General features: G+C 55.9%; 12 protein-coding genes. 9 read left to right on the forward strand and 3 right to left on the reverse strand.

The window, feature by feature from the left end; translation table 11 throughout:
* Window positions 1-79: 79 nt before the first annotated feature.
* From HEQ18_RS08345 to HEQ18_RS08360, 4 genes are read left to right on the forward strand one after another with little or no spacing between them, the layout of a single operon-like run.
* Window positions 80-808 (forward strand): SufD family Fe-S cluster assembly protein, encoded by a 729-nt coding sequence (locus tag HEQ18_RS08345; RefSeq protein WP_432814341.1) that lies wholly within the window; start codon window positions 80-82, stop codon window positions 806-808.
* Entirely contained in the window at window positions 805-2,118 is a 1,314-nt protein-coding gene (locus HEQ18_RS08350) for an aminotransferase class V-fold PLP-dependent enzyme (RefSeq protein ID WP_432814342.1), read from the forward strand. Before HEQ18_RS08345 ends, HEQ18_RS08350 begins: the two co-directional genes overlap by 4 nt.
* Window positions 2,115-2,570 (forward strand): SUF system Fe-S cluster assembly protein, encoded by a 456-nt coding sequence (locus tag HEQ18_RS08355; protein WP_432814343.1) that lies wholly within the window; start codon window positions 2,115-2,117, stop codon window positions 2,568-2,570. Before HEQ18_RS08350 ends, HEQ18_RS08355 begins: the two co-directional genes overlap by 4 nt.
* Window positions 2,567-2,923, forward strand: a complete 357-nt coding sequence (locus HEQ18_RS08360) for a HesB/IscA family protein (RefSeq protein WP_432814344.1) — start codon at window positions 2,567-2,569, stop codon at window positions 2,921-2,923. Before HEQ18_RS08355 ends, HEQ18_RS08360 begins: the two co-directional genes overlap by 4 nt.
* On the opposite strand, the gene HEQ18_RS08365 is transcribed toward HEQ18_RS08360, so the two are convergent.
* The gene (locus HEQ18_RS08365) at window positions 2,920-5,301 is read right to left on the reverse strand and encodes a S8 family peptidase (RefSeq protein ID WP_432814345.1); all 2,382 of its coding nucleotides are present in this window, start codon (window positions 5,299-5,301) and stop codon (window positions 2,920-2,922) included. The genes HEQ18_RS08360 and HEQ18_RS08365 overlap by 4 nt on opposite strands.
* A 447-nt stretch (window positions 5,302-5,748) precedes the next feature.
* Here HEQ18_RS08365 and HEQ18_RS08370 point away from each other — a divergent pair, with 447 nt between their 5' ends.
* The 5 genes from HEQ18_RS08370 (at window position 5,749) to HEQ18_RS08390 (ending at window position 9,467) form a co-directional block, all read left to right on the forward strand.
* Window positions 5,749-6,345, forward strand: a complete 597-nt coding sequence (locus HEQ18_RS08370) for a pyrimidine 5'-nucleotidase (RefSeq protein WP_432814346.1) — start codon at window positions 5,749-5,751, stop codon at window positions 6,343-6,345.
* Window positions 6,342-7,181 carry a 2,3,4,5-tetrahydropyridine-2,6-dicarboxylate N-succinyltransferase gene (gene dapD / locus HEQ18_RS08375; protein WP_432814347.1) on the forward strand — a complete coding sequence of 280 codons (840 nt, stop codon included), beginning with the start codon at window positions 6,342-6,344 and terminating at the stop codon, window positions 7,179-7,181. The genes HEQ18_RS08370 and dapD overlap by 4 nt, the downstream gene beginning before the upstream one ends.
* Before the next feature lie 235 nt (window positions 7,182-7,416).
* On the forward strand, window positions 7,417-7,611 hold the full coding sequence (locus HEQ18_RS08380; RefSeq protein ID WP_397606374.1) for a DUF465 domain-containing protein: 195 nt from the start codon (window positions 7,417-7,419) through the stop codon (window positions 7,609-7,611).
* A 72-nt stretch (window positions 7,612-7,683) separates the two neighbouring features.
* A complete protein-coding gene (locus HEQ18_RS08385; protein WP_432814348.1) occupies window positions 7,684-8,673 on the forward strand; it encodes a TerC family protein in 990 nt (329 codons plus the stop codon).
* Window positions 8,674-8,684: 11 nt separating this feature from the next.
* Window positions 8,685-9,467 carry a universal stress protein gene (locus HEQ18_RS08390; protein ID WP_432814349.1) on the forward strand — a complete coding sequence of 261 codons (783 nt, stop codon included), beginning with the start codon at window positions 8,685-8,687 and terminating at the stop codon, window positions 9,465-9,467.
* Between the two features lie 27 nt (window positions 9,468-9,494).
* Here HEQ18_RS08390 and HEQ18_RS08395 read toward each other — a convergent pair whose 3' ends face one another.
* Both HEQ18_RS08395 and HEQ18_RS08400 read right to left on the reverse strand, forming a co-directional pair.
* The gene (locus HEQ18_RS08395; protein WP_432814350.1) at window positions 9,495-9,815 is read right to left on the reverse strand and encodes an HNH endonuclease; all 321 of its coding nucleotides are present in this window, start codon (window positions 9,813-9,815) and stop codon (window positions 9,495-9,497) included.
* Between the two features lie 33 nt (window positions 9,816-9,848).
* A complete protein-coding gene (locus HEQ18_RS08400) occupies window positions 9,849-11,183 on the reverse strand; it encodes an amidohydrolase (protein WP_432814351.1) in 1,335 nt (444 codons plus the stop codon).

An 11,183-nucleotide genomic window follows, 5' to 3' on the forward strand; every position in this document is an offset into this window, starting at 1 on the left:
TTCTTCGTGCCTTCGTGTCTTCGTGCGAGTCTAATTTTGTTCGCACGAAGGCACAAAGGCACCAAGAGGTTTTGCGCCGATGACCGTTGCGCTCCCAACGCGCGGCGATGAGGCTTGGCGCTACAGCGACATTGCCGCTGTTGAGGCGGCATGGCCATTGCCTGCGCCTGAAAGCATCATTGTTCCAGCGAACGGCCATTTTGCAAGGACGATTGTTCAGGATAGCGGCACTATTCACCAACTGGACATCGCCATCGGTAAAGGCGCAACAGCGGCTATCCATGTCCTCAATATCGGCGGCGATTATGGCCGCGTCGAGTTGAATGTGACGTTGCATGAAAAAGCGGATTTCAAGCTTGGCGCAGTGCAAATTGGTGGCAACACACAAACGCTCGAAATCATTACAACCGTTACCCATGCCGAACCCAAAGCGACGTCGTCGCAGATCGTGCGCTCTGTTCTCGCTGGCACAGCGACAGGAACCTATCTTGGCAAGGTCGCCGTCGCGCGCGATGCGCAACTGACCGACAGCGTGCAGTCGGTGAAGGCCATGTTGCTTGACCGCAGCGCGACCGCAAATGCGAAGCCCGAACTCGAAATCTACGCCGACGACGTTAAATGCGCGCATGGCTGTGCGATTGGTGAGTTGGACCCGATGGGGCTGTTCTATCTGCAAGCGCGCGGCATTGCGCCAGCGGATGCAAAGAAGTTGATGCTGCAGGCCTTTGTCGCTGGCGTGTTTGAAGGTGCGGCGGATGAAGAGATGCTGACCGAAGCGGCGTTGAAGAAATTGGGGGATTTGGTGTGAGTGAAATCACCGCCATGTCTCCCCTCCCGCAGGCGGGAGGGGCTGGGGGTGGGCATCCGACTTCAGCGTCAGAAAGTTCGCCTGCGGCTCACCCCACCCCTAACCCCTCCCGCCTGCGGGAGGGGAATGTTCGCGACCAATTCCCCGGCCTTGCCAACAACTGGCATTATCTCGACACCGCCGCGACCGCCCAAAAACCGCAGGTCGTGCTTGACGCGATGATGCGGGCTGGCGGCGTTGATTACGCAACCGTGCATCGCGGTGTGTATGCGCGGTCGGCGAATATGACTGTGGCATTCGAAGCGGCACGGACCCGTGTGGCGCGCTTCATGGGCGCGGCTTCGGCCGATGAAATTGTGTTTGTGCGCGGTGCCACCGAGGGCATTAATCTTGTCGCGCAAAGCTGGGGCCCAGCGAACTTGACAGCGGGCGACCGCATCATGCTCAGCCAGTTGGAGCATCACAGCAACATCGTGCCATGGCAGATGGTTGCCGAGAAGGTTGGCGCGCATATCGATGTCTGTCCGTTGACCGCGGACGGTCAAATCGACCTCGACTGGCTAGAGACGCATTTGACGCCAGCGCATAAGATGGTCGCGTTGGCGCATGTGTCGAACGTGCTTGGATCCGTGCTCGACGCGAGACGCGCAGCAGATGCCGCGCATGCGGTTGGTGCAAAATTCTTGCTCGACGGCTGCCAGGCGGCACCGCGGATGCATTTGAACATGGCGGACCTCGCCTGCGATTTCTACGTCATGTCCGGGCATAAATTGTACGGCCCGACGGGTATTGGCGTGCTGTGGGCGCATGCCGATATGCTTGAAGCGATGCCTCCATGGCAAGGCGGCGGCGCGATGATTGACCGGGTGACGTTTGAAAAGACGACCTACGCCCCTGCGCCTTCACGGTTTGAGGCGGGAACGCCGATGATCATTGAAGTCATTGGATTGCACGCCGCTATCGACTTCATCGACAGCTTTGGCCCGGAAGCCATTTTCGCGCATGAAAGCGCGCTGGCCGCGCAGACGCGCGATGCTTTGCGTGCCATCAATTCGATCACTTTATACGGTCCTGAACAATCGGCGGGGATAGTCTCCTTCTCGATGGAGGGCGTGCATCCGCATGACATCGGGACAATATTGGACGAAGAAAATGTCGCCATTCGCGCTGGCCACCATTGTGCTCAGCCGTTGATGGACCATTTGGGCGTGCCTGCCACCGCACGGGCGAGTTTTGGAATTTATAATGATGAAGATGATGTCGCGGCGTTGGTGCGCGGCCTTGCACGGGTGAAGAGGATTTTTGGATGAACGAGAACATCCGCATACAAGAAGTCGATAGCGTAGAAAAACCTCCAAAGGCGCGGGTCGAAAGCGCAACCGATGCGTCCGAACGCAAGAAGGATTATCTGGAAGGCTTCCTCGCGCAAAAGCCTGCCGCGCCCGCACCAAGTGAGCCCGATGGTGATTTGTACGAAGCGGTGATTGCGGCGCTTAAGGAAATATATGACCCCGAAATTCCGGTGAACATTTATGACCTTGGCCTGATTTACAATGTCGAGATCAATGATGGCCATGCCGTCGTTTCGATGACACTGACGACGCCGAATTGCCCTGTTGCAGAATCGATGCCTGGCGAAGTTGAACTGCGCGTTGGCGCGGTGCCCGGCATTGGCGATGCCGAAGTGAATTTGGTGTGGGAGCCAGCATGGAGCCCGGCCAATATGACCGAAGAAGCCCGTTTGGAGCTTGGAATGTTATGACCGATGTGAAAACACGCGCCCGTCCTGCGGCAGTTATGCTCACCCCTGCATCCGAAGCGCGCATTGCCGAACTGATGTCCAAGGCACCCGAAGGCGCGATCGGCGTGAAGCTGTCCACCCCGCGCCGTGGCTGTTCAGGTCTCGCTTACTCGGTCGATTATGTCGCTGAGGCCGTCGCGTTCGACGAGAAGATCGAAACACCGGGCGGCGTGCTGTATATCGACGGCGGATCCGTGCTGTATCTCGTTGGTTCAATCATGGACTGGGTCGAGGATGAATTTGCAGCAGGCTTTGTGTTCACCAACCCCAATGCGACGGGAAGTTGCGGCTGCGGCGAGAGTTTTACCGTTTAGAAATCGAACTGAAGCCGAAAGGCGATGCCGACATCATCGGGGGCACTTTCAAAATGCCCCGGTTCATGCCGCCAGAACAGATTTGACGAGAAATGGCCGCCATATATCGGCACGCCCCATACAAGCTCGCTGGCAATCTCCTGCCCCTTTGGTGCCAGCGAAATCTGGCGGACAGCAAATGTCGTCCCAAGCGTCGCATAATCATACGCCACGGGCACGTTGAGCGCGAGTCCGCCGCGTGTGACGCGCAAGGGCTGCGCAATCCGGAACGCAATGCGGTCACCGCGCGTCAAGACATGAGCGCCCGACAGGTCTAGCGAAAAGGCGTTGCTTTGCAGCGAGCTTCGAGCTGTTAGCGACGCGCCGGCATTGGCGTTGGTCCATCCCTGCCGCCAGCTTGCGCCAAGCGACCAAGCACCAATCAATGTGACATCAGCCCGGCCATCGACAAACAGGCTGCGTGCACCATTTTGGCCAATGAAATTGGCGAACCGCGCGCCAAGCACGTTTGCGTCTTCGCGCATCCAATTTGCACCAAAGGCGAATGACGCTGGACCAATCTTCCGATCCAGCGAGACACCGACAGAGGCATAAGGATAACGATTGTCTGTGTGGCGCAACAACGCCGCGCCGCCGCGTTCGAACACACGTGCATGGCCTGCCTCAACGCTGCCTATCAGGCCAAAGCGTCCAAGTTGATGACGCAAAGCGAAAGATTGATCCGGTGCACGTTCGAACCCGCCGTCTATCTGCGCATCGGTGGCGGTTAGAAACGCAGCCCCCGAGTTGCCCTGCAATGCCGCAACCTGTCCAGCAGCCGCTTGGCGGATGCCAAGGCTAAACCGTGTGTCGCGTGCAATGGCGGCACTGACGCGACCCGCCAAAATACGCGCTTGGCTCTGCTGCCCATATGACAAAAGCAATGGCGAAAGGCCCACGCTTCCGGCGTTGCTGGCGCTAATGGAAAAGGCAAGGTCGGTTGTTCCGTGTGATATGCTGACGGATCGTCCCTGATCCACCAGAGCAGGCGCCAGCCGAAGACGCGCCGCGCTTGCGCTTATCCCTTCGGCGATGTTGATGTCATATGCACGGCCATAGCTGTCCAACACCACCGCATTTGCGGACATGGGGGACAACGCAGCATCACCCATGGCCGCTGATGTTGTGCCGCCATTTCCGATAAGCGGAACTGCCATAGTTGTGCCTGCAAGCGACGTTGTTCCCGCTGGCGCAAAGGCGCGACCAATATCCAATATGCCGCGTCCGTAAATCGTATCCGTGCCAGCAGCACCTGCATCGCGCGCCGACGTCAGCAGCAGGTTCACAATCTGTGCGCCCGTGAGATTGGGGAAGGCTTGCGCCAGCAAAGCTGCGGCACCGGATATCTGTGGCGCGGAATAAGACGTGCCATTGAACACCCGCACAGAGGTCCCATCATTCGCAACTAAGCGGTAAATAGTGTCGTTGCGATATTCGCAGCAAATGCCTTGGCCCAGCGCGGACAACACCGCGTTCTGGGCAGCCCCCGCCTTGTTGCTGAATTTTGTTATGATACCATTGTCATCAACGGCGGTGGCAATGATGACAAGCCCGTTGCCGTTGGCCACTAATGATTGTGCAAAGGGGCTTGGGCTATTCGGGTCAAATGCGGGATCTAATTTATCCCCCTCATTTCCTGCTGACACAACCACCACAACGCCAGCCGATGTCGCACGATCTATTGCGGTGCGCAGCGCGCTACTCGCGCCGCCCGCGCTACCGAGCGAAATGTTAATGACGCGCGCTTTATTGTCCACGGCACGGTCAACGCCAGTGGCAATGGCAGAATCGAAGAACGAACACCCAGCTTCGTCAACACTCTGGGCCGTCGGCGCGCAGCTTCCCGCTTGATCGGCCCGCAATGCCAATATTGTGGCGTCAAACGCCATACCTTGGATGTCGCGATCATCTTTAGCGGCAGCCAAAACGCGCGAAACGCTTGTACCATGACCATCATCGTCGCCAAGCGGCCGACCCGCGCCCGTTACATCCCCCGACTGCGCGTGGATTCGGCCCGCAAATTCGTGACTATTTGGGTCAAGCCCTGAATCAATTATACCAACGGTGACACCGCGGCCACTGGCACCCGCTTGATAGGCGGTGATCGCCCGATGAAAATCTGGGCCATCCGAGCGGAGATATTCCGGGGTTGCAAAACTTGTCGTTGGCGGAGGCGGAGGCGCAGGGGGTGGTGCTGGAGGTGCTGGCGGTACGTCCGCTGTGGGGGGCAGCGGCACGGGTGTCGAGCCTACACCCCCTCCGCCGCAAGCAGACAGCGCGAGTGCAAAAATGACAGAACTGCCGATCGCAAGTTTACGACCAATGCGTGGTTCATGCATAAAAATGCGACTTTCAGCGATTGAATTCATATTTAGGGTCAGGACCACTTAAATCCACCTTCGCGGTTTGAGGCCATTTTGTTCAGTGCAAGGCGGTAAGCGCAGGACTTAGTGGTTCTAAGTCCAAGCTTGCCAACGTGGCAATGGACAAAATGGGTCAAATCCGAAGGACGTCAAAATGGCTTCGATCTCGAAACAAAATGCCCTTGCAGGCAGAACGACTGCCTGCGGCGGACATTTTCCTTCGATATCTTTGCCATTTTGACGCCGCGAAGGTGGATTTAAGTGGTCCTGACCCTAAGCTCGTTTCGCTTTCGCTAATCTTAACGTCCCCGTTGAGTATAGATGGGTTTCTGGCTAGGTGGCTGGATGCATTTATCTTTCAGTAATATCGACAATTGGATTTTTGATCTAGACCTTACCCTTTATGGGCCAGAGGCGAATATTATGGCGCAAGTTCGGGACCGAATTGCGTTGTATGTTGAACGGTTTTTCAACATCGATTCTGATGCTGCGCATCAAATTCGTCACACTTATTGGAAGAAATATGGAACCACGCTGGGCGGATTGATGGCCGAACATGCGGTCGACCCGCATGGGTATCTTGATTTCGTCCATGATGTGGACATGACTCTATTGCAGCCTGCCGCCGATTTGCGCGACCAGATCGAGGCTTTACCGGGGCGCAAGTTGATTTTCACGAACGCAGATGCGCCTTATGCGCAGCGGGTTCTGACCGCGCGCGGCCTTGATGGCGTGTTTGAGGATATATTCGACATTCACCGGATGCAGCATCTGCCAAAGCCTGCGTCAGCGAGTTATGATAGGCTGTGCACTGAGCTACATATCGATCCGACCCGCGCACTTTTTGTCGAGGATTCGGCCCATAATCTTGGTCCGGCCAAGGCCTTGGGCATGACAACTATTTGGGTGAATCATGACGTCGAAGCTGATAGCGGTGGCGAAGAGCCATTTATTGATCATGAGATTGCCGACTTGAGCGGGTGGCTTTGCGCACTCCATGCCATTGAAAGAACTATATGACTGACCAACTTGCCACGATCATTGACGCTGCATGGGATGCACGCGACGGCATTTCCAGCTTTACCCAAGGCGAAGTGCGCGACGCGGTGCAGACGGCCTTGGCTGGCCTAGATGACGGGTCGTTCCGCGTGGCTGAGAAGCTTTCGGGTAGTTGGCAGGTCCACCAGTATTTGAAAAAAGCTGTGCTTTTGTCGTTCCGCCTGAATGACAATGATGTGGTCGATGGGGGGGCGTCCGGTGCGCCTGCTTATGACAAGGTTCCGTCTAAATTCGGCGGTTGGGATGCCGACCGTTTCCGCAATGCAGGTTTCCGCGTCGTGCCAGGGGCCGTGGCCCGACATGGCAGCTATATCGGCAAAAACGTCATCCTGATGCCAAGCTTTGTCAACATTGGCGCGCGCGTGGATGATGGGACGATGGTCGACACATGGGCTACCGTCGGCAGTTGCGCGCAAATCGGCAAGAATGTGCATTTGTCCGGTGGCGTTGGCATTGGGGGCGTTTTGGAACCACTTCAGGCCGGGCCAGTAATCATAGAAGACAATTGCTTCATTGGTGCGCGGTCGGAGGTTGTCGAAGGCGTGATCGTCGAAGAAGGCGCAGTGCTGTCCATGGGCGTGTTCATCAGTTCCACCAGCAAGATTATTGATCGCACAACAGGCGAGATTTTCGTTGGCCGTGTTCCCGCTTACTCGGTCGTGGTGCCAGGCTCGATCCCCGGAAAGGCCTTGCCTGACGGCAGCCCTGGACCCAATTTGTCTTGTGCCGTCATCGTCAAACGCGTCGATGCGCAGACCCGCGCAAAGACCGCAATCAACGACCTGTTGAGGGATTAACTCGACGAGCCGAGTTTCTTGTGTGGCAATCGTCTTGCAATTCTGACTGAATCGCTCCATAGCATGCGGGCGGACCGGGCCCCTCTGACGCTCGCTTCTTCGGAAGGAACGTGATGTCGGCCGCATCGGATGTTTCCGGTGCAGTGGTCAGGCGGTCTCAAATACCCCCGAAATACGCTCAGCCATGCCCGGAACATCCGATTGAACTTAAACTTATGTTCAAAGAGGATGAGCTATGACTTTTTCGTCATTTCGATTGATGCAATATCACCAGAAGATTGACCGCGAATTGCGCGCCGAAATCACCCGGCGTTGGCCAGATATTTTTCGCGTTCAAAGGCTGAAGCGGCTTAAGCTGGCAATCAAGGATAGGCTCGAGAGTCACACAAAAGTGCCGTTGCGGCGGCCATTGCGTCTTGACAATATCTAATATTTGAAACTTACGCACCACGCAGGCTTTCGTCTGCGTGGTGCATGATATTACGTAAAACAGGGAATATTTATGGAATTTTTGACGATGGACTGGTTGGGCACACCAGTTTGGTTTTGGCTCGCTTTTCTAAGCATTGTTGTCGCGTTGACAGCCTTTGACCTTGGCATCCTGCATAAGGAGGACAAGGAAATGGGCATCTCCGAAAGCCTGAAGCTGTCCGCTTTTTATATCAGCATTGCCCTGCTGTTTGGCCTATGGGTCTGGTTCCAAAAAGGTGCCGACTTAGGCATGAAATATTATACAGGCTTTTTCATCGAAAAGGCGCTGTCGATTGACAATGTCTTCGTCATCAGCCTGATTTTCACCTTTTTTGCAATACCGCGCAAATATCAATATCGCGCGCTTTTGTGGGGCATTATCGCGGTCATTGTGTTGCGCGGTATAATGATCGCGGCTGGCGCGGCTATTGTGCAGGAATATTATTGGACGCTGTATATCTTCGCGGCCTTCCTCATCGGAACCGGCATCAAGATGCTGTTCACTGGTGATCAGGAAATGGACGTCGCCAAAAACCCGGTCGTCAAATATATCTCGACGCATATGCGGGTGACCAAAGAGCTTCATGACGAGAAGTTTTTCGTCAAGGTGCCGGACGAGAAAACCGGCAAGATGGTCCGCGCAGCGACGCCCTTGTTTCTTGCGCTGGTCGTCATCAACCTTGCCGACTTGGTGTTTGCGGTAGACTCGGTGCCAGCGATCTTTGCGATCACCACCGATACCTTCATTGTCTACACGTCGAACATCATGGCCATATTGGGCCTACGTGCCCTGTATTTCGCATTGGCGGCGATGGTTCATCGTTTCCATTATCTGAAATATGCGCTGGCGCTGGTTTTGGTCTTCATTGGGTCCAAGATTTTCGTGTCGGACTTCCTGATGGATGGCGACAAATTCCCGCCGGTGTTGAGCCTTGGCGTTACCTTCGGCCTTATCTTGGGCGGCATCCTGTTTTCCCTCTGGAAAACCAAGGATGACGTCCATTCACAAGCATCCCATTAAGGAGAAAACAGATGGCGATGAAATCAATATTTCTCTTTGCACCTGCCGAAACAGCTCTGGGAAAGAAAGGGCCAGTGGGTTTTGCCATTAGCCTCGCTAAGGCGTACGGCGCACAGCTGACGATTTTCACAGTTGCGCTCGATGTTACGACGCCTGAACGCCACACAGATACACAGGCGGTGGCATTGGATTTGCGTTCTGCTGCTCAAGCGGCGGGTGTAGAATGTACGTTAATCACCGAACATTCGCATGTCTTGGGCGTCCACGAAGTTGTGGCGGAACATGCGCGATTGCATGACATAAGCGTTATTGGCAGCCAAGGATCGGGGCTTTTGAACGAGCGGATGGTTGCCGAATATCTTATGTTCGAAAGCGGCCGACCAGTCATAGTCGTTCCGCAAACCCACGCGACGCCTTACACTCTTGGGGCACTTGCAGTGGCTTGGGACAATACCCCGGCAGCCGGGCGGGCGTTGGGTGATGCCATTGCCTTGCTAGCGCCCGAGCACGTCCATTTCCTCACGATCGTGGGTGAAAAGGAGTTTCCAACCGACTTGGACAGCGCCGCGTTGGTGACGGCCACAGGCAAGCGCGGTATAAAAGCGGATTATGTGAAAGCCGCGCTCTTTGGACGCAGCATTGCGTCGGCTCTGCAAGAAGAGGCGGCAGCGACCGGTTCCGAAATGCTGGTCATGGGTGCCTATGGCCATTCACGATTGCGTCGCTTCATGATGGGAAGTGCAACAGCGGACATTCTGCAAAGCAGCACGATGCCCACCCTGTTGTCTCACTGAACGCACAAACAGCAGTGGATTAGAAGGCTAACGCCGGTCTTTGGTCGGTGCGTTAAAGTCGGGCGGTTTGTTGGCTATCCAGTCGACAAACCGCCCGATTTCGTCATGCGCCAATAAAGCGCCGACAGTGGCGAAGCGCTTTTCGAGATCGCTGTTAGTGAAATTGGCGTGGATGGTCCGGTGGCAGATCGGGTGCACCGGTTGCCGTTCCTTCCCGCCCCGGCTTTTCGGCACAGGATGATGCCATTCGGTCACATTACCCATTGGGCGCGCGCAGAGCCAGCAGCTCAATTCTGGATCTGCTGACACTTCGTCCGCTTCGTAATGATCGCGAATTTTGCGCGCCATAATGGCTTTTCCTATACTCTGCTTGGCCAGCGATTAGTTTTTGCTTGGCCCAAGCAAATCGAGCACCGCAGCAGTCGTTGCCTCAATCCCCAGCCGTACAGATGGTTCCGGATCAATTTTGAACAAAGGCGAATGGTGGCCAGCTACTGGCGATCCGCCATTCTTTGCGGCAGAGATCCATTCAGGCTTCGTCCCGCCAACAGCGAAATAATAGCCTGGAATGCCATGTTTCTGATCCACGAAGAAGGCAAAGTCTTCCGCGCCCATTGCCGTCTGACGGAATGGTGTCACCACATCCTTACCCAAGGCATCGGCAATAGCCCCGTTCAAGCGGCGGGCAAGCGCGCCATCATTGACCGTGACCGGCGTGCTTTCCGTCACTGTAACAATCGGCAACTTGTCTGAAGGCAAGCCATGTGCCGCGCCAATGCCCTTGGCAACGCGCTCAATGGAGGCAATCAACTGGTCGCGCACCGCCTGATTGTTGGAACGCACCGTTACCTGCAAGTCCGCATATTCGGATATGATATTATGCTTTGTTCCGGCGTGGAAAGCGCCAACGGTAATCACGCCGGGGTCCAATGGTCCCTTTTCGCGGCTGATGATCGATTGAAGGCCGACAACGATCTGCGAGGCAATATAGACCGGGTCGCGGCCCAAATGGGGCGCTGCGCCATGGGTGGCAATGCCGGGAACGCGAATATCAACGCTGTCGGCCGACGAATATTGAATGCCTTCTGACGCGGAGATTTTACCGGTCTCAAGCTCTGCTGCGACATGGAAGGCCAATGCATAATCCGGCTTTGGAAAACGGGTGTAGAGCCCGTCTGCTATCATCGCCTTTGCGCCGCCGACGCGTTCTTCGGCAGGCTGGACGATGAACAATACTGTCCCCTTCCAACGATCCTTCATCCGCGCCAACTGGCGCGCTGTGCCCACCAATGAGGTGATATGCACATCATGGCCGCACGCGTGCATCACGGGCATTTCAAGGCCATCGACCCCGACCTGTTTCACCGTCGATGCATTGGCAAGACCGGAGCGTTCTTGCACAGGCAGGCCGTCCATATCCGCACGGACAAGGACGACTGGTCCATCACCGTTTTTCAACATGCCAACGACGCCGGTGCCGCCGACTTTCTCGGTGACGACCATGCCGGGCACGGCGCGCAGTTCCTGCGCCATACGCGCGGCGGTTTTAAATTCGCGGAACGACAATTCGGGGTTGCGATGGAAATGGTCCCACAGGCTCGCCAGCGACTTGTCATAATCCGCCTTAATCGAGTCTGCGTAATCTGGCTGCGCGACTGCTGGCGTTACGACCAACGCGCTAGCCAAGAATGCGCCCAAAATAGACCTTTTAATCAT

The organism is Sphingorhabdus sp. (genome assembly GCF_050921905.1).
Taxonomy (GTDB): domain Bacteria; phylum Pseudomonadota; class Alphaproteobacteria; order Sphingomonadales; family Sphingomonadaceae; genus Sphingorhabdus_B.

What these genes read in the sequence shown, in the direction of transcription:
- HEQ18_RS08345 (WP_432814341.1), top strand. Translation starts at nt 80, where the DNA reads ATGACCGTTGCGCTCCCAACGCGCGGCGATGAGGCTTGGCGCTACAGC.
- HEQ18_RS08355 (WP_432814343.1), top strand. Translation starts at nt 2,115, where the DNA reads ATGAACGAGAACATCCGCATACAAGAAGTCGATAGCGTAGAAAAACCT.
- HEQ18_RS08360 (WP_432814344.1), top strand. Translation starts at nt 2,567, where the DNA reads ATGACCGATGTGAAAACACGCGCCCGTCCTGCGGCAGTTATGCTCACC.
- HEQ18_RS08365 (WP_432814345.1), bottom strand. Translation starts at nt 5,301, where the DNA reads ATGCATGAACCACGCATTGGTCGTAAACTTGCGATCGGCAGTTCTGTC.
- HEQ18_RS08370 (WP_432814346.1), top strand. Translation starts at nt 5,749, where the DNA reads ATGGCGCAAGTTCGGGACCGAATTGCGTTGTATGTTGAACGGTTTTTC.
- dapD (WP_432814347.1), top strand. Translation starts at nt 6,342, where the DNA reads ATGACTGACCAACTTGCCACGATCATTGACGCTGCATGGGATGCACGC.
- HEQ18_RS08380 (WP_397606374.1), top strand. Translation starts at nt 7,417, where the DNA reads ATGACTTTTTCGTCATTTCGATTGATGCAATATCACCAGAAGATTGAC.
- HEQ18_RS08385 (WP_432814348.1), top strand. Translation starts at nt 7,684, where the DNA reads ATGGAATTTTTGACGATGGACTGGTTGGGCACACCAGTTTGGTTTTGG.
- HEQ18_RS08390 (WP_432814349.1), top strand. Translation starts at nt 8,685, where the DNA reads ATGGCGATGAAATCAATATTTCTCTTTGCACCTGCCGAAACAGCTCTG.
- HEQ18_RS08395 (WP_432814350.1), bottom strand. Translation starts at nt 9,815, where the DNA reads ATGGCGCGCAAAATTCGCGATCATTACGAAGCGGACGAAGTGTCAGCA.
- HEQ18_RS08400 (WP_432814351.1), bottom strand. Translation starts at nt 11,183, where the DNA reads ATGATTAAAAGGTCTATTTTGGGCGCATTCTTGGCTAGCGCGTTGGTC.